General features: G+C 67.7%; 19 protein-coding genes. 8 read left to right on the forward strand and 11 right to left on the reverse strand.

Going from position 1 to position 17287, the window contains the following annotated elements; genetic code table 11:
* Positions 1–4 precede the first annotated feature (4 nt).
* The 3 genes from QWY76_RS15980 to QWY76_RS15990 all read right to left on the reverse strand — a co-directional run bounded on the left by QWY76_RS15980 (position 5) and on the right by QWY76_RS15990 (position 3004).
* Positions 5–814: an ABC transporter permease gene (locus tag QWY76_RS15980; protein ID WP_290312308.1), complete on the reverse strand. Its 810-nt coding sequence runs from the start codon at positions 812–814 to the stop codon at positions 5–7.
* A 67-nt stretch (positions 815–881) separates the two neighbouring features.
* Positions 882–2594, reverse strand: a complete 1713-nt coding sequence (locus tag QWY76_RS15985) for a polysaccharide biosynthesis/export family protein (RefSeq protein ID WP_290312309.1) — start codon at positions 2592–2594, stop codon at positions 882–884.
* Complete coding sequence (locus QWY76_RS15990) at positions 2594–3004, reverse strand: RT0821/Lpp0805 family surface protein (protein ID WP_290312310.1); 411 nt, start codon at positions 3002–3004, stop codon at positions 2594–2596. The genes QWY76_RS15985 and QWY76_RS15990 overlap by 1 nt, the downstream gene beginning before the upstream one ends.
* 594 nt (positions 3005–3598) lie before the next feature.
* On the opposite strand from QWY76_RS15990, the gene QWY76_RS15995 reads away from it, so the two are divergent.
* A complete protein-coding gene (locus tag QWY76_RS15995) occupies positions 3599–3784 on the forward strand; it encodes a hypothetical protein (RefSeq protein ID WP_290312311.1) in 186 nt (61 codons plus the stop codon).
* An 89-nt stretch (positions 3785–3873) separates the two neighbouring features.
* Here QWY76_RS15995 and QWY76_RS16000 read toward each other — a convergent pair whose 3' ends face one another.
* From QWY76_RS16000 to QWY76_RS16015, 4 genes are all read right to left on the reverse strand, one after another.
* On the reverse strand, positions 3874–4362 hold the full coding sequence (locus tag QWY76_RS16000; RefSeq protein WP_290312312.1) for a YpsA SLOG family protein: 489 nt from the start codon (positions 4360–4362) through the stop codon (positions 3874–3876).
* Positions 4359–4568 (reverse strand): hypothetical protein, encoded by a 210-nt coding sequence (locus tag QWY76_RS16005; RefSeq protein ID WP_290312314.1) that lies wholly within the window; start codon positions 4566–4568, stop codon positions 4359–4361. Before QWY76_RS16005 ends, QWY76_RS16000 begins: the two co-directional genes overlap by 4 nt.
* A 70-nt stretch (positions 4569–4638) precedes the next feature.
* Positions 4639–5508 carry a glutathione-dependent disulfide-bond oxidoreductase gene (yghU, locus tag QWY76_RS16010; RefSeq protein WP_290312315.1) on the reverse strand — a complete coding sequence of 290 codons (870 nt, stop codon included), beginning with the start codon at positions 5506–5508 and terminating at the stop codon, positions 4639–4641.
* Between the two features lie 390 nt (positions 5509–5898).
* Positions 5899–7104 carry a DNA glycosylase AlkZ-like family protein gene (locus QWY76_RS16015; protein WP_290312317.1) on the reverse strand — a complete coding sequence of 402 codons (1206 nt, stop codon included), beginning with the start codon at positions 7102–7104 and terminating at the stop codon, positions 5899–5901.
* Positions 7105–7160: 56 nt separating this feature from the next.
* On the opposite strand from QWY76_RS16015, the gene QWY76_RS16020 reads away from it, so the two are divergent.
* Positions 7161–7577, forward strand: a complete 417-nt coding sequence (locus tag QWY76_RS16020; protein WP_290312318.1) for an anion permease — start codon at positions 7161–7163, stop codon at positions 7575–7577.
* A gap of 16 nt (positions 7578–7593) precedes the next feature.
* On the opposite strand, the gene QWY76_RS16025 is transcribed toward QWY76_RS16020, so the two are convergent.
* Positions 7594–8628 (reverse strand): GlxA family transcriptional regulator, encoded by a 1035-nt coding sequence (locus tag QWY76_RS16025; protein WP_290312319.1) that lies wholly within the window; start codon positions 8626–8628, stop codon positions 7594–7596.
* Between the two features lie 146 nt (positions 8629–8774).
* Between QWY76_RS16025 and QWY76_RS16030 the strand changes: the two genes are divergently transcribed.
* A complete protein-coding gene (locus QWY76_RS16030) occupies positions 8775–9848 on the forward strand; it encodes a class I SAM-dependent methyltransferase (protein ID WP_290312320.1) in 1074 nt (357 codons plus the stop codon).
* 163 nt (positions 9849–10011) lie between these two features.
* On the opposite strand, the gene QWY76_RS16035 is transcribed toward QWY76_RS16030, so the two are convergent.
* Positions 10012–10407 (reverse strand): VOC family protein, encoded by a 396-nt coding sequence (locus QWY76_RS16035; protein ID WP_290312321.1) that lies wholly within the window; start codon positions 10405–10407, stop codon positions 10012–10014.
* A 161-nt stretch (positions 10408–10568) separates the two neighbouring features.
* Here QWY76_RS16035 and QWY76_RS16040 point away from each other — a divergent pair, with 161 nt between their 5' ends.
* The 5 genes from QWY76_RS16040 to QWY76_RS16060 all read left to right on the forward strand — a co-directional run bounded on the left by QWY76_RS16040 (position 10569) and on the right by QWY76_RS16060 (position 15467).
* Entirely contained in the window at positions 10569–12017 is a 1449-nt protein-coding gene (locus QWY76_RS16040; RefSeq protein ID WP_290312322.1) for an ABC transporter substrate-binding protein, read from the forward strand.
* A gap of 57 nt (positions 12018–12074) precedes the next feature.
* Complete coding sequence (locus QWY76_RS16045) at positions 12075–13127, forward strand: ABC transporter ATP-binding protein (protein ID WP_290312323.1); 1053 nt, start codon at positions 12075–12077, stop codon at positions 13125–13127.
* Complete coding sequence (locus QWY76_RS16050) at positions 13124–14116, forward strand: carbohydrate ABC transporter permease (protein ID WP_290312324.1); 993 nt, start codon at positions 13124–13126, stop codon at positions 14114–14116. Before QWY76_RS16045 ends, QWY76_RS16050 begins: the two co-directional genes overlap by 4 nt.
* Positions 14117–14127: 11 nt before the next feature.
* On the forward strand, positions 14128–14967 hold the full coding sequence (locus tag QWY76_RS16055; RefSeq protein ID WP_290312326.1) for a carbohydrate ABC transporter permease: 840 nt from the start codon (positions 14128–14130) through the stop codon (positions 14965–14967).
* A 293-nt stretch (positions 14968–15260) separates the two neighbouring features.
* Positions 15261–15467: a cold-shock protein gene (locus QWY76_RS16060; RefSeq protein WP_290312327.1), complete on the forward strand. Its 207-nt coding sequence runs from the start codon at positions 15261–15263 to the stop codon at positions 15465–15467.
* Positions 15468–15630: 163 nt separating this feature from the next.
* Here QWY76_RS16060 and QWY76_RS16065 read toward each other — a convergent pair whose 3' ends face one another.
* The gene (locus QWY76_RS16065; protein ID WP_290312328.1) at positions 15631–16263 is read right to left on the reverse strand and encodes a LysE family translocator; all 633 of its coding nucleotides are present in this window, start codon (positions 16261–16263) and stop codon (positions 15631–15633) included.
* A 118-nt stretch (positions 16264–16381) separates the two neighbouring features.
* Positions 16382–17248 carry a putative RNA methyltransferase gene (locus QWY76_RS16070; protein ID WP_290312329.1) on the reverse strand — a complete coding sequence of 289 codons (867 nt, stop codon included), beginning with the start codon at positions 17246–17248 and terminating at the stop codon, positions 16382–16384.
* Positions 17249–17287 lie beyond the last annotated feature (39 nt).

Below are 17287 nucleotides of genomic sequence, written 5' to 3' on the forward strand. Positions count from 1 at the left end.
GAGATCACTTGGCCTTCAACTCTTCCGCGAAGCGCAGATGAAGGATCATCCCCAGCGCGATCAGCGCCAGCGCGAACATCCAGACGTACAGCATGCTGATGCCCGACACGGTCTTGTAATTCTCGAAGAAGCCGAGCCGCAGGAACTCGATGGCATGGGCGATCGGGTTGTAGAGCATCAGTTGCTGGAGGTGGTAGGACTTCAGGCTCATCGGGATGATCACGCCGGAGATCAGCATCAAGGGCAGCGAGATCATCTTCACGACGCGTCCTATCTCGGGCACCAGGGCGGCGGCCGCCGATATGGTGAGCCCCGCCCCGGCTCCCAGGGCCCACAACGAGAGCCAGGCCCACATCGCGAACATCGGCAGGTCGGCATAGAGGTCGAGGCCCAGCATGATTCCGCCCACGATGAAGATCAGGAAGATGAAGGTGCGCAGTAGTCCCTCGAGGACGATCCTGACCAGCACCGGGTCGATCGGCAGCACCTGGCGATAGGCGAACAGGCCCTGATTGGCCTCGATCGCCCCCACCGGACGGTTCATTCCCTCCCGAAACAGGAAGAACCCCATCAACCCGACGATCAGCCAGGGAATGAAATCGGCGCCGATGACGAAGCGGTCACCACGGATCATGGTGCGTATCGCGATGAAGATGCCCACGAAGGCCACCGGCTCGAAGATCATCCAGAACCAGGCGAAGCGGTCCGCCATGGTGCGGGAGATGGTTTCGCGCATGAACATGGCGAACCAGACGCTGCGCGCGACCTGCCAGGGCGTGCGGACGCCGCCGTTCGATGAGTTGGCTTCGGGCATGGCACACTACCTTTAGGAGCTCGACCTCCCCGGGCGAACCGCCGCCCGGGGAGGTATCGGCCCGAGGTTAGATATCGAGCGCGACCTTGGCGGCCACGGCGACCTGGTAGAGGATCTGGGTGATGGTGGAGGCGAGCTGCAGATTGTTGCTCGGCACCCTGGGCATCACCAGGATCTCGTCGCCGGGTCGCAGCTTGACGTCGTCGGCGTTGACCACGGCGCCGTTCTGGCGCACCACCAGGATGTGGTCATCGTCGGCGCGCTGGGTGAAGCCGCCGGCCGCTTCGATGTAGTTACGCACATCCAGACCCGGCTCGTAGACCGCCGCCTGGGGCACCACGATTTCGCCGCTGACCAGGACGGAGTCGCTGCTCTCGGGAATGGTGATCACGTCACCGTCCTGCAGTCGAATGTCGCTGATGCGATCATCCCGGGCGACGACCAGGCGGCCAGACGGCTCGACCTCACGGGCGCGTTCGACGAAGCGCTCGATCAGCTCGGCTTCCTTCACGCGGGTGCGGGCTTCTTCGTCGGTACGGGTCGGCGCCCCCAGGTAAGTGGTCTCCAGGCGGCGCAAGCTGTCTTCGAGAGACTGTCGCTGCTGCTCGGCGATGCTTTCTCGCTGCAGCGAGACGCTGTGCACGGCCGTCATGTCTTCCGGCACGGAGATGGCGTCGAGCAGTTCGCTCAGGCGAGCGTTGCGCGGCAGCGCATAGCGGGAAGGTCCATAGTAGCTGCCCTCCACCTGGACGACGATGCTCTCGTCACGCTGGTCGGCGCTGAACGTCACCTCGTCACCGCTGCGCACCGTCTGGCCGTTGAAGTCGTTGAGCGAGAAATAGCGGGCGAAGGGACCGTCAGCACGGGAACCACGCACCAGCACATGGGACACCCCGGCCTTGAGCCGCGCCAGCTTGGTCACTTCGTCGCCGCTCAGGCGATCGCCGATGAGCTCGTAGCGATACTCGCGCTGCACGTCGCCGACGACGGCCAGGGAGGGGCCGCGCTCTTCCACGACGATGGTGTCACCATCACGGAACTGCGGGCGGGGAATCGACCCTTCGATCAGGAAATCATAGAGGTCGACCCGGGCAACGGTCTGGTTGTCGCGCACCACACGAATCTTGCGGTAGCTGCCCAACTCGTTGTCGATGCCACCAGCCTGGTCGAGGAAGTACAGCAGCGAGTCGTTCGGGGTACCGGCATAGCGGCCGGGGTTGTCCACGTAACCGGTCACGAACACCCCCACCGGCTGGACACCCTGCAGGTTGGTGTAGACCTCCACGTTATCCGGATACACGGCGTGAATCGCCTGGCGTACGGCGTTGTCGAGCTCCTGACTGTTCTTGCCCTGCACGGCCAGCGGGCCACTGCTGGGGATGAAGATATTGCCCTGGGCATCGACGGTCAGTACGCGATCGATCTCGACGGCACCCCAGGCACGCAGAGTGACCTGATCCCCGGGCTTGACGCGATAGCCGGGCGTCAGTCCGTCGGCCATGGTGCCGCGGAAGCCCCCCTCGAAGAGGTTGGCCCCGAAGGGAGGAAGCCGATCGGCGGCCTCGTCGAGGCGGTCCTGGGGGACGGGGCCCACGGTGCCACTGCGCCAGTCGGCACGCGGCGTGTCATCCACCTCCTCGGACTCGCTGGAGGCCCGCTTCTGCTGCTGCTCCGGCAGGATGCCGGTGGACGGGTTAACCGTCTGGGCTTGGGCCAATGATCCCAGCAAGGCGCAGAATAGACCGATGAGCAGGGGCGAACAGCGTTTCACTTGCAGCATCAGCGAGTACCCCCTGCACTCAGCATGTCGGTAACCAGGCGTTGGGATTCCCAGCCCGAGTCGGTTTCGCAGGCCACCACTCGACGGGTAGCGTCACTCGCCGAGATGACCTGCAGCTTGCGGCACTCACGACCGCTGGCGGCGTGATAGGGCTCGTCCGCCATGACCTCGACGTCACGGCCCCAAGGGCTCTCGGCGAGAGTCATCACGGCACCGGCAGGCGCCTGGGCGAGAAAGCCACTGAGGTTCTCATCCAGGGTTTCCCCCTGGCCACCATCGACGACGCCGCCCGGCTTCGAGCCGGGGAATCCGCCCAAGGCGGCACAGCCACTCAGCAGCAGGGAACACCCCATGACTGCCAGGCCGCACCGGGCCGGCCGGGAGAGCAGAAGATGGGCAATCGTTGGCATGGTGAGTCTCTATGTCAATGATGACACCTGGAATGGTCTCGATATTCAGGTGTCGGAAATTCGAATAGTAACTTTGGCAAGCGAGGGATCAGGCGTTTAGCCACGCTACCGCCCGAGGATTGTAACGGGCGCATTCCCTTGCCCTGACCACATGGATGTCATCCTGACGTGCCGGGCCAGCACGGAAGGCTGCCCGTTGATCCGGGCTAATCCTACGTAGGAGAAATTCCCAGCTCCAGCCCAACGGTCATGGATGCACCGATTCCTAAGTTGATCAGTCGTCACTTGCAAACACCTCTGACTGCCAAGACATACATTGGCGCAAATACGCCCGATTCCTAAGCCAAGATGTCGCCAATTGCCAACATGAAAGTCTGCTAATACATACACAATAAATCGGTCCTTCTTCGTTGGGTGGACGGCGTCTCCCCGAGCGGCACCTGGGATCGGGAGGCTAGCTGGACAGGCGACATGATAGGGGCGGCTCCCAGTGTCGGGCCTTCAGCCTGCTGGAAGCGCCTTGGGGTCCACAGGACTGGCCCCCGGATCCCCCCTCGACTCCCCCGCCGCCTGGAGCCTGACCTGTGGCAACTGATGCCCGTCGCCGCCCTCGACCGAGCCACGGAGGTATGCCTGGGCACCTTCGAGGGCGTGACGCCCTATGCCGAGCCGCCACGGGAGGCGATCGTCGCCGAGCCCCCGGTGCCGCTCGTGCTGCGCTCAGCCGCCCGGCCCGCGCGGCGGCGCCACCGGGCGCATCGCCTCCCGGACATGCCATAGGGGGCCGTCAGGTGGCGGTTGTCTTGATGCCCGGCCCCTGGGCGGGAGTGATGTTCGCCGTGCTGCCGACGGCGGCCGCCACTGACGGGCTATCCCCCCAGGCGGCGCAGGTAGCCCCCCACAAGCGCTCGCACGTACTCGGGCAGGGCCGGCGCCTTGTGGGCGCTGGGCCCGGCGACGTTGAGCGTGGCGATCTCGCACGCATCAATGAAGCGGCTGAGCAGCGTGACCGCGCGGGCGAGCGGCACGCCCTCGGCGTCGATCAACTGGTAGGGGCGATGCCGCTTCACGCATTCCACCAGCGTCATCTCGGTGCCCGCCGAGGGCCGCCCGGCGTAGACGATCAGGGTGCCGTCGGCCTCCATCAGGTTACGCAGGGTACGCTGGCGGTAACCGCCCTGCTCGAGTGGGGTGAGCGGGTAGCGCTCGGGAATGGGGCCGTCCTCGGCGCGGCGCCCCGGCGGGCACCAGCCGCCGCAGGGAAGGCCCGCCGCCAGGGCGGCATCCAGGGCGGCGCGGTCCACGCCGCTCTGCCCGCCCGAGATGATGCGCCTCAGCGGCTGGGTCGGGCCGCTCATGCGCGGGAGCCCCCGGCGGCCGCTGCCGCGTCCACACGGCCCGGCTCGGCGATGCGCTCGCCCTCCAGTGCCATGCCCTCCCCCGGCAACAGCAGGCTCGCGACCGCCAGGCCGACCGCCACGCCCAGCACCAGGGCGAGGCTCACCCGCAGGATCGGCGAGGCATCGCGATCGCCGCGCCACAGGATCATCGGCAAAGCTGGCATGTCGTTGTCCTCGAAAATACCAACGCCGCGACCCCAGGGGCCGCAGCGTGGATCGCGCGAGTCACCTCTCTCAGGACGTCAGTACGTCCTGGGTCTTGTGGGTGAAGTCGCTGGCGTCATGGCGCTCGTGGAGCTGCATGGCCGGGTCGCCGAAGGTGCGGTTGACCATGCGCCCGCGCTGCACCGCCGGGCGGGCGTCGATCTCCCTGGCCCAGCGCAGCACGTGCTGGTACTGGTGCACCTGCAGGAACTCGGCGGCGTCGTACAGCCGGCCCAGCACCAGCTGGCCGTACCAGGGCCAGGCGGCGATGTCGGCGATGGTGTAGGTGTCGCCGGCGAGATAGCGCGTCTCGGCCAGGCGGCGGTCCAGCACGTCGAGCTGGCGCTTGGCCTCCATGGCGTAGCGGTCGATGGGGTACTCCAGCGTTTCCGGCGCGTAGGCGTAGAAGTGGCCGAAGCCGCCGCCCAGGAAGGGCGCGCTGCCCATCTGCCAGAACAGCCAGTTGAGGGTCTCGGTGCGCCCGGTGAGGCTGCCCGGCAGGAACTCCTCGAAGCGCTCGGCCAGGTAGAGCAGGATCGAGCCGGACTCGAAGACCCGGATCGGCTCGGCGGGGCCGTGATCGACCAGCGCCGGGATCTTCGAGTTGGGGTTGGCTTCCACGAAGCCGCTGCCGAACTGGTCACCCTCGCCGATGCGGATCAGCCAGGCGTCGTACTCGGCGTCCTGGTAACCCAGCTCCAGCAGCTCCTCGAACATCACCGTGGCCTTCACGCCGTTGGGCGTGCCCATGGAGTAGAGCTGGAAGGGATGCTTCCCGACCGGCAGCGCCTGCTCGTGGGTGGGCCCGGCGACGGGGCGGTTGATGCTGGAGAAGGTGCCGCCGCTGGCCTTCTCCCAGGTCCAGACCTTCGGCGGGGTGTAGTCGTTGCCTTGGCTCATGAGGGCTCCTCGATGGCGAGTAATCTCGCTCACCCTAGCATGTGGCGACAAATTAGCACCCTATCAACCCGTTAGCGCCAAGCTATTGGCCGCCTGTTTCCCCGCCAGCCACTCCGCAACCCGCCTCCTCCGGCACCACGCCTCGCGCGTCATCCGATACCGGCGCAGCGGACGGGCGTGGTATTCCAGCACGCGGAAATCGCCGAAGCCGACCTTCTCCGCGACGCCCTCGCGATAGCCGTCTCCGATGAACTCGATCAGACAGAACCCATGGCCGAAGGGGGCGCAGAAGGTATGGTCGACGGGTCAGCGGTGAGGCGTGAACGTCACCCATGGCTGGCTAGCCCATGGCGCAGCTTCTAGGGAGAGCCGATCCGCTTACCGGGGCCTCTATCGGGCGGCCCGCTGCCAGGCGCGGCGCGCCTCGCGACCGAGGCCCCTGGGAAGGACGAGTCGAGAGGCACCGAGGTAATCGAGAAACTCGCCGGCGGCCCGTTCGAGCGCCTCGGCCAGGCCGTCGGGCAGCCTGGCCGGCAGGATATCGGGCTCCCAGTGCCAGGCGAGCAGGGTCAGGGTGCCCTGCTGGCACCTGGCGTCGAAGCGGGCCACGAAACGCTCGCCCCACAGCACCGGCAATACATAGTACCCCCAACGACGCTGGGCCTGGGGCTTGTAGACCTCCCAGACGTAATCGAAGCCGAACAGCCGGGCGACGCCGCCGCGGTCCCATATCAGCGGATCCAGCGGGGCGAGAAAGCGCACTCCCCGCTCCATGGAGGGGACCGGGTCGGGCTCAAGCATCGAGAGGGCCTCGGGCGTGGTCCAGTAGGCGCTGCCTTCCACGTCGAGCTCGATCAGCGCGCCCCGGGCGATGGCCCGGGCGGCGATGCGATCCCGCTCCGCGCGCGGGCAAGGCAGCGACCAGACGGCGTCATCGGCACTGGGACGCAGCAAGCCGGCGGCCTGCACGCGCCGCACCACCAGCCGTTGCAGGGCCTCGGCGTCCGTGGCCTCAGGCTCGCTCGCGCCCTGGGGCAGCACGCGCTCGGGCAGGTCGTAGGCATGGCGACCGCCCACGCGATGGTGCGTCATCAGGCGCCCGGCGTCCCATAGCGCCTTGAGCAGATGGCGCGAGCGCTTGGGCCCGTACCAGCTGCCGCGCAAGGCGGGATCGGCCCGCTGATCGCCGAGCTCGAGGCTGGTGGCGGGGCCATGGCGCTCGACCTGCCCGACCAGGGCGCGGGCCTCCGAAGCATCGACGTCCACGCCCCGTTGCCGCCAGCGCCGGGCGAACCAGCGATGGAACGGCGCCTGGGCCCACCACTCCCCGGGCTGGATCAGGCTGGCCTGCTTGTCCCAGCCATCGACCAGCCAGCGCTGCCCATAGGCCGCCTCCAGCCAGTCCCCCCGCCGGTAGCCGGGCACCCGGGCCTGCAGGACCAGGTCCGGGTTGGTGCCGACCGGCGCCAGGGGGTCGAACTGGATGGTCCCCAGGCGACGGATGACGGTCGCCAGCGGCGCCGGCCGGAAGTGATAGCGCACCAGCAGCCGGCGGGCGGCGGCGCGCGTCAGGGTGAAGCCTTGTCGGGCGGTCATCGGCGGTCCTTGTCTCGAGGCCTACCCCATCTTAGGTGAAGCGCGCGGGGTGCGGCATGGTCACGCCCTCAGTCCTGCCGATGGCGACGGCGGCCGTGCCGGAGTACTGGCCGGCACTGGCGTTCTTCCTGATCGCCACCCTGTGGCCGTTGGCACCGGCCCAGACGGTCTTCTCCGGCTTCCACTCCTCGACCTTCTGGCTGTTCTTCGGCGGGATCGTGCTGGGCATCGCCATACGCCATACGGGCCTGGGCCAGCGCATCGCCCTGCGGCTTGCCACCCGCCTCGGCCGCACCTACGCCGGTGTGATCGTCGGGGGCACGCCGACCGAGGCCACCCTGGGCGGCGGGCATCGTGAGCTGGCAAATGGCCTGGCCCACGAGCGCCTGGCGCTCAAGCCGCACCGCCTCATCAAGCGGGACTTCCGGCGGCGGGCCACCGCCTATGCCCTGCCGGAACGGTGCGGCGCCTGACACCGCAACGGCACCATCATGGCCGAGGCGGCCGCGCGAAATCCGGGAGGCGGAAGCGCCGGCGATAGGCGCTCGGGGTGAGGCCGGTGGTGCGCTTGAACAGGCGCCGGAAGAAGGCCGCATCCTCGTAGCCGACCCGCCAGCTGATCTCGTCGACCGAGGCATCGGACCGCTCGAGGCGACGCTTGGCGTCCTCGATGCGCAGGCGCAGGACATAGGCGATCGGCGTGAGGCCGGTGGCGGCCACGAAGCGCCGCTTGAAGGAGCGCTCGGCGAGCGCCGAGCGTCTGATCATCTCCTCCACCGGATGGGCGAGCGCGAAGTGCTCGCCCAACCACTGCTGCGCCCCCAGGATTTCCGCGTCGCCGTGATCCGTGCGGCCCTCGAACACCAGATAGGGCGTGAGGCCCTCCTGATGCCACTGCAGCGCGAACATCCGCGCGACCTCCTGGGCCGTGATCGCCCCGGCGTAGCGCGCGATGAGATAGAGCACCAGGTCGTGCCAACTCATCGAGGCCCCCGAGCTCACCAGTTCCTCGTGTCGCCCGCCGATCACCAGCACGCGCTCCGGATGGACCGGCACGGCGGGATAGCTGGCCGCGAACATCGCCGCATAGCCGAAATGCACCGTGGCGTCCTGGCCGTCGAACAACCCGGTCTCGGCGAGCAGGAAGACCCCCGAGCAGGCCGAACAGAGCACGGCGCCGCGCTCGTGCATGCGGCGCAGCCAGGCGACCAGGCCGGGATAGCGGCCCTGCACCCAGACCGGCGGGCGCAGCAGCACCGCGGGGACGATCACGATGTCGCTGGTCTCGATGGTGTCGATCGCCCGCTGCACGGTGATCGGGATGCCGCTCGCCAGCTCCAGCGGGCCCACGGCCTCGCCGACGATCTCGATGTGAAACGCTTCGGGGGCAGCGACCATGCCCGTGGGCGCCACGCTGTTCATCACGTCGAAGATGCCGGCAAGCGTGGAGATCGCGGCCTCGGGCAACGCCACCAGGCTGACGTGCCGGGGGCTCGCGCCGACTGACGGGGGGTGTCCGCTCATGGCGCGGGGAATCTCGTGGCGGGAGATATTCAGTTTGGCACGAACGGACCGGTTACGGCGATTCCCGCTCTTCTGCCGATCGGGGGGCGCGACGATGATGGAGAGGCAGTTGACACCACCCGACCCGTCACACAAGGAGCACCTCCATGAACGCCCCCCTGATCGACCAGACGACACTCGAATCCTTCGTGACCCGCGCCGTCGATGACCTGTCCGCCGCCTACGGCGGGGTGATGGTCAGCCTCGGCAGCAAGCTCGGCCTGTACAAGGCCATGGCGGGCGCCGGCCCACTCGGCGCCGCGGAACTCGCCACCCGCACCGGCTGCGCCGAGCGCTACGTCCGCGAGTGGCTGAACGCCCAGGCCGCCGGCGGCTATGTGGGCTACCACGCCGTCAGCGACCGCTACGAACTGTCCCCCGAGCAGGCACTGGTGCTGGCCGACGAGGACAGCCCGGTGTTCATCCCCCACGCCTGGCAGGTGCCGGCCTCGATGTGGTTCGACGAGGAGCGCACCCTCGCGGCCTTCCGTAGCGGCGAGGGCGTGGCCTGGGGCGAGCACGACGCGCGCCTGCAGTGCGGGGTGGCGGCGTTCTACCGCAACGGCTATCGCGCCAGCCTGGTGCCGGAGTGGCTGCCCGCCCTCGAGGGCGTGGTCGACAAGCTCGAGGCCGGCATCGAGGTCGCCGACGTGGGCTGCGGCCACGGCCACTCGACCGTGCTGATGGCGCAGGCCTTCCCGCGCTCGCGCTTCCATGGCATCGATGGCCACGCCGCCTCGATCGACGCCTCCCGGCACAACGCCGCCACGGCGGGGGTCAGCGAGCGCGTGACTTTCGACCTGGCCCGGGCGACGGACTACCCCGACCGGCAGTACGGCCTGATCTGCTTCTTCGACTGCCTGCACGACATGGGCGACCCGGTCGCCGCGGCCCGCTACGCCGCCCGGGTGCTGGCGCCCGGTGGCACGGTGATGCTGGTCGAGCCGTTCGCCCAGGACCGGGTCGAGCACAACCTGTCGAGCGTCTCGCGGATCTACTATGCGGCGTCCACCACCATCTGCTGCGCGCATGCGATCTCGGAGGGCGGCGCGCTGGTGCTCGGCGCCCAGGCCGGCGAGGAACGCCTCGCCGAGGTGTTCCGCCAGGCGGGCTTCGGCCACTTCCGGCGCGCCGCCGAGACGCCGTTCAACCTGATTCTCGAAGCGCGCCTCTCCGAGTGACGTGGCCCGGAGAGCGAGGCGCCAGCCCATGGCCTCGGGGGGCGTCCCGCCCCCCATCCCTGGCGTCAGGCGATCGCCTGTCCTGGTTTCCTCTTCGCCCCGCAGCATGGTCGACCAGGCGGCCAGGCCTCCGACCGTCCGCCGACAAGGCACGGCGCCGCGGCTAGGAGCCGTAGCCGTCGCCGATGAACTCGATCAGACAGAACCCATGGCCGAAGGGGTCGGAGAACGTGATGCATCTCGAACCTCGCCATGCGATGCAGTCGCTTTCCCGAACCGCGCCACACTCGAGCACGCGCGCGGCGGCCTGCTCGATGTCCTCGACGACGACGTCGAGATGCACGGGCGTCCAATGCCGCGAATAGTCCCGATGCCTCACGGGCCCCTTCACGCACCTCGAGCCACTCGCGTTCTCGAGCAGATAGATCGTCGATTCGCCCCCCGTGAGCTCGGCAACGTCATCATCGAGCAGGCGATCGAGTTCCAGGCCAAAGGCAGCGCAGTAGAACGCGATGGCCGGTGCGAGCTCGGGCACGTCGATATTGATCAGCATCTTCATGGCGCAGACCTCGCCTCTTCACCAACACGATGCACCGGCAGCCCCCCAACGGCGCCCCCTGGCACGACACCCGGCGAGGGAGGCGCGGCCGCGCGGCGTTTTGACAGCCTCCCGCCACCACCTAGACTGAAATCAATGACAAACAATCGAGAGGTATCAGTATGTTGCATTACAGCATACGCGACCGCCTCGTCGGCCTGCAGGGCACCGGTTTCCTCCTGAGCGCAATGCTCCTTGCCCTGGTCCCCCTGGCGCCTGCCGCCCTGGCGCAGGACGAGCCGACCGCCCCCGAATTCCTCACCAGTTACGGTGACATGACCTTCCCCGAGCAGTTCCCCGACGGCACCGCCATCAGCCTCACCCAATGGAGCCACTTCGTGCCGCGCTACGACGAGTGGTTCCGGGAGTATGCGCAGCAATGGGGCGAGGCGCACAACGTCGAGGTCACGGTGAACATGATCAACATCGCCGACCTGACCTCGACCCTGTCGGCCTCCATCGCCGCCGAGGAGGGCGCCACGGTGTTCGAGATGGTGGCCCCGCCCACCGCCTTCATCGACGGCCTGCAGTCGCTGGCGGACGTCAACCAGGCCGCGGCGGCGGCCTTCGGCGAGCGCACCGGCACCTGCGAGCGCTCCAGCTACCTGCCCGCCACCGACACCTGGTACGGTTTCTGCCACGGCTGGGTGCCGGACCCCGGTGACTATCGACGCTCGCTGTGGGCCGACGCCGGCTTCCCCGAGGGGCCCGAGACCTACCAGGACCTGCTCGAGGGCGGCGCCAGGATCTTCGAGGACACCGGCCTCCCGGTGGCGCTGGGCATGTCGCCGGAGATCGACTCCGAGTTCTATGCCCGCGCGCTGATCTGGTCCCACGGCGGCTCGATCCAGGACGAGGACGGCAACGTCACCTTCGACTCGCCCGAGGTGCTCGAGGCGGTGCGCTTCCAGAAGGAACTGTTCGACAGCGCCATGACGCCGGAGGTCTTTTCCTGGAACGCGGCCTCCAACAACCAGACCTTCATCGGCGGCCGCGCCTCCTATATCCAGAACTCCATCTCCTTCTATCGCAGCGCCCAGGAGTCGGCCCCGGAGGTCGCCGCGGACACCGGCTTCCGCCCGGGTCTCAAGGGGCCCGGCGGCGAGGTGAAGATGCCCTCCCACGTGTGGTTCATCGACGTGATCCCCGACTACGTGACGGACCCCGACGAGCTGGCCGCGGCCAAGAAGTTCATGCTCGACCTGGAGAACAACTACGCCAGCGCCTCCTACTACTCGAAGTTCTACAACTTCCCGGCCTTCCCGTCGCGCAGCGAGCGGCTGTTCGCCGAGGACGGCTGGCTGAGCGACGACCCCTGGAACGCCGAGCCGCCGGACAAGCTGGGCCTGCTGCGCACCGCCGAGGAGTGGACCGCCTGGCTCGGCTATCCCGGCTATGCCAACCCGGCGATCAGCGAGGTGTACGAGTCCCACCTGCTCTCCAGCATGATGGCCGACGTCACCCGCGGCCAGAAGACGCCGGAACAGGCGATCGCCGACACCAACGCCGAGATCGAGGAGATCTTCGCCAAGTGGCGAGAACGCGGGATGATCGGCAGCGGCAGTGACTGACGACCGCCGGCCGGCCCCTCCCGGGCCGGCCGCGTCAGCCCCTGACGACGAACCCTTATGGCGATACTGACCACGCGGGCACTCAAGAAGCACTACGGCCGCATCATCGCCGTGGACGGGGTCGACATGGAGACCCATGACGGCGAGCTGCTCGCCGTGCTCGGCCCCTCCGGGTCGGGCAAGACCACCCTGATGCGCATGGTCGCCGGCCTCGAGGAGCCCAGCGCCGGCGAGCTGTTCATCGACGGGCGCTCCATCGTCGGCGTCCCCCCGCGCAGCCGCAACATCGCCATGGTGTTCCAGAACTACGCGCTCTACCCCAACATGACGGTGCGCGACAACATCCTCTTCCCGCTGCGCGCGCGCAAGGCGCCGCCGGACGAGCAGCGCCGCCAGCTGGACTGGGTGGCCGGCATCCTCGAGATCACCGACCTGCTCGACCGCCGCCCCACCCGGCTGTCGGGCGGCCAGAGCCAGCGCGTGGCGCTGGCCCGCGCCATGGTGCGCACCCCCGACCTCTTCCTGTTCGACGAGCCGCTGAGTTCACTGGATGCGCAGATCCGCAGCCAGGCCCGCGGCGAGCTGCGCGAGCTCCATGACCGCACCGGTATCACCACCCTCTACGTGACCCACGACCAGACCGAGGCCCTGGGGCTGGCCGATCGCATCATGGTCATGGAGAAGGGCACCGTCCACCAGATCGGCACCCCCCAGCAGCTCTACTACGACCCCGCCGACACCTTCGTCGCCGGCTTCATCGGCGACCCGCCGATGAACCTGCTGCCCCTCGACGGGCGCATCATCGGCGTGCGCCCGGAGCACTTCCATCTCGCCGCCGAGGCGCCGAACGACGAGATCGTCCTGGAACTCGACATCGAGGTCGAGCACCTCGAGTTCCTGGGGGCGGAATGGCTGGTCTACGGCGTGGTGCGCCGCGGGGTGACCGAGCAGCGGCGCCCGCCGCGGGTCATCGGCCGCCTGCGCCAGGCCGCCATGCCGACGCTTGCCACCGGCGAGACCCATCACTTCGTGGTGACCCGCCGCGATGCCTGCTTCTTCGACCCCGCGACGGGCCAGCGACTCTCGCAGGCCAGGGTGGCGGTGACATGAGCGCCGGACCCGACGGTTCCGACCGGGCCGGGCCGGCCGCGCGCGGTCCGGAGCCGCCCGATGGCGCCCTGGCCCGCCTGGCGCTGGCCCTCGAGCGCCCCCGGGTGCTGGGCGCGCTGCTGCTCGCCCCGGCGGTGCTCTATGTGGTGGCCTTCGTGGCCGTGCCGTTCTTCATCGCCATCGCCCTGAGCGTGAGCGATGCCACGGTCGGCAGCCCGCAGATCGACACCTTCGTCGGCCTGGACAACTTCCTCGCCGTGCTCGACCAGTCGGGCTTTCGCCTGGCGCTGCGCAACAGCCTGCTGATCACCACATTGACGGTGCTGATCCTGCTGGTGCTGGCGACCACCGCCGTCGAGCTGCTGGCCCGCGACTTCCGCGGCAAGCGGCTGGTCCAGGTGCTGTTCATGATCCCCTGGGCGATGCCGGTGTCGCTGTCGGCGATCACCTGGCTGTGGGTGCTGGACTCCCAGTACAGCCCCATCGACTGGGTGCTGGTGCAGATCGGCCTGCTCGGCCCGGGCGGCACCTTCGGCCCCTCCTGGAACCTCTTCTACCTGGGCCGGGAGGGCCTGGCGATCGCCTCGATCGTGCTGGTCGACGTGTGGCGGACGCTGCCGCTGGCGACCATCATCGTGCTGGCCGGGCGCCTGTCGATTCCCCGCGAGCGCCTCGAACAGGCGCAGCTCGACGGCGCCGGCTTCTTCCGCATCCTGTTTCGCATCATCATCCCCGCGCTGGCCCCGGTGCTGACCGTGGCGATCCTGTTCACCGCCCTGCTGGTGATCGGCGAGATGTCGACCATCGCCCTGCTGACCCGCGGCGGCCCCGGCCACAGCACCCAGATCCTGCCGCTCTGGGCCTACCTCAAGGGCATCAACAGCGGCGACCTGGGCCAGGGCGCGGCCATCGCGCTGTTCCTGTTCCCGGTGCTGCTGGCGGCGGCGGTCGTGGCGCTGCGCTTCGCCTATCGCGCCGGCAAGGACTGAGGGGAAAGATCATGCGAACCGCCGCCCGCCAGCCACTGTTCTACGCCGCCATCACCCTGCTGGTGCTGTTCACCACCCTGCCGGTGCTCTATGCGGTGATCACCATCTTCAAGCGCGAGAGCGAGCTCTACCGCTTCGGCTCCAACCCCTTCCTCTACGAGACCTCGCCGACCCTGGACCACCTGATCTACCTGTTCACCGACACCGCCTTCCCCACCTTCGCCATGAACTCCCTGATCATCGGGCTGCTGGTAGTGGCCATCACCGTGGCGCTGGCCGTGCCGGCGGCCTATGCCCTGGCGCGGCTGACCGGCCACTGGGGTGAACGCTCCGGCATGGCGATCTTCCTGGTCTACCTGATTCCCCCCACCCTGCTGTTCATCCCGCTGTTCCGCATCGTGGTGGCGCTGGGGCTGGCCAACACCATCTGGTCGCTGGTGCTGGTGCTGCCGACCATCACCATCCCCTTCTGCACCTGGCTGCTGCTGGGGTTCTTCCGCTCGGTGCCGCCGCAACTCGACGAGGCCGCGCTGCTGGATGGCTGCACCCGCCTCCAGGCATTCTGGAAGGTGGTGCTGCCCCAGGCCCTGCCCGGCATCGGCGCCTGCATCGTGTTCGCCTTCTCGCTCTCGCTGTCCAACTACATCTACGCGGTGACCTTCGTCAGCGAATCGGCGGCGCGCAACATCAGCGCCGGGGTACCCACCGAACTGATCCGCGGCGACGTCTACTTCTGGCCATCGCTGATGGCCGCCACCACGGTGGTGGCGATCCCCCTGGGCATCGCCTACGGCCTGCTGTTCGACTACCTGGTGCGCGGCTTCCAGAGCGCCGGCGCCGGCGGGGAGTGACGGCGCGAGGCACCGGGGCATCCGACATTCCCGGGATGGGCTTGCCGACGGATGCCCGTGGCAGCATGCCGGTGAAGGGCAGCGTCAGGGCGGTGTCGAGAAATAAATAACACGAAAGTCTTTGACCCACGCTGACGGGCGTGACACCGTGGTGCCAGTTGGTTAGCAAGCAGCATGGTTTCAGCAGCAGTCGAATCCTTTCGATCGCCTGTAATTGTATTCCTTGTCTTACCCGCTACTCATCTGGGTGACGCCAGGAACTTTGCAAGGCGCTAAGCGCGAGAGGATTTTTCATGACGACTGGTACCGTCAAGTGGTTCAACGATTCCAAGGGTTTCGGCTTCATTTCTCCTGCCGATGGCAGTGATGACGTGTTCGCCCATTTCTCCGAAATCCAGACGGAAGGCTTCAAGTCCCTGCAGGAAGGTCAAAGCGTCTCTTTCGACGTGACTCAGGGCAAGAAAGGCCTCCAGGCCTCGAATATCAAGACGCTCGCCTGATCTCAGGGATCACGAGCGCTCTCGAACCTCACCGGTTCGCTGATCAGGGCCCGCTTAGCGGGCCCTGATTCGTTGTATGCCGGCTCGACCCGCTGGTGCCTGAAATAAGGAATAGGGAATCGGGGTCCGTCCCCGTATCGGGAATCGCGTTCCGTCCCCGAGGTCAGCGTCTTGCTTCGGTAGCCATACGGTACGCCAGACTCGTCAGCAGGCCTGCCATTACCCAGCGCTGGGCCGCAATCCACACAGGCCGCCCGGCGAGAAAGCTCGCGATGGCGCCTGCGATGACCACGATCAGGGCATTCACGCCGACACTGATAACGATCTGAAATGTTCCTAGCATCAGCGACTGAGCCAGTACACTGCCATATTGCGGCTCGATGAACTGCGGTAGCAAGGCAAGATACATGATGGCGATCTTGGGGTTCAGCAGATTGGTCACGAACCCCATGCAGAATAACCTGGCGTGGCTGTCCTTCGGCAATTGCCTGACCTGGAAAGGTGACCCCCCACCGGGCCTGACCGCCTGCCATGCCAGCCACAACAGATACAAGGCACCACCGATCCGCAATGCATCATACGCATAGGGAATCGCCAGCACGATCGCGGTAATGCCGAATGCCGCGCACAGCATGTAGAAGACGAACCCCAGCGCCACACCGCTCAACGAGATCAACCCCGCCATTCGGCCCTGGCAGATCGAGCGAGATATCAGGTAGATCATGTTGGGCCCTGGTGTCAGCACCATCCCCAGCGCAACGAGGGAAAAGCCGATCAAGCTCGTCCAGTCAGGCATGCGTCGTATCCTCCATGACCGCCCAGGCGATGGATAGTACAAGCTGCAGACGGAAATCGTCATCTCCGATAGTCGACCATGAAGCCGACGAGCCCTACAGCGCACCGGCCCATCGGGATCAGCCATCTCGAGCCAAGCGCGTCAGCCGCACCTCAACGGTAACGCTCAGCGACTCCAGCGCCGCCGCCTTCTCTCTCCCCTCGGCGCTGGCGCGATGGAGGTGCGGGGTCATGGCCAGCAGGTCGGCGATGGGCTCGGCGCCGTCGAGGTCGATGGAGTAGCGCAGCGTCTCGCCGACAAGGCGAGTAAAGCCTGCCGGCACCGCATGGTCACCGGCGCGCGGGGGCTTGAGGGTGGGATAGATGATCTCGCGCAGTTCGCGAAGGTGGTCGGGGCCAGCTTCAACTAGCAGCAGCTCGCCGCCGGGCTTCAGCACCCGGGCGAACTCCGGGTAGACGGGGAAGCCGAACAGGCACAGCACCCGGTCCAGGCTGTTCGCCTGCACCGGCAGATGGGCGTTGGTGCCCACGGCCCAGGTGGCGTTTTTCTGCCGCTTGGCGGCGGCGAGCACCGCCCACTTGGAGATATCCACGCCCAGCAGGGAAAGCGTCGGCGCCTCGCCCTGCGCTTTCTCAGCCTCAGTCTCGGTCGCGGCCAGCTCGCGCAGGTAGTAGCCCTCGCCGCAGCCGGCATCCAGGCAGTGAAGCGTGCCCCCGGCGGGCGCCTCGGCCAGCACGGCCCGGCTGACCGCCTCGACGATCGGTCGATAGTGGCCGGCCTCGAGGAAGCGCCGGCGCGCCGCCACCATTTCCTTGCCGTCGCCGGGGTCGCGGGAGCGCTTGTGCTGCACCGGCAGCAGGTGCACATAGCCCTGCCTGGCGATATCGAAGCCGTGGCCGGTGGCGCAGCGCCAGGCGCCGTCGCGCCGCTCCAGCGGGTCACCGTCCAGGGGACAGGCCAGGGCCTGAAAGGGGGTGGTGTTCATGTCTCGCCTCGTCGCCTGATGATGGATGCCTCGCCCCCG

The organism is Halomonas maura, assembly GCF_030409305.1.
GTDB lineage: Bacteria > Pseudomonadota > Gammaproteobacteria > Pseudomonadales > Halomonadaceae > Halomonas > Halomonas maura.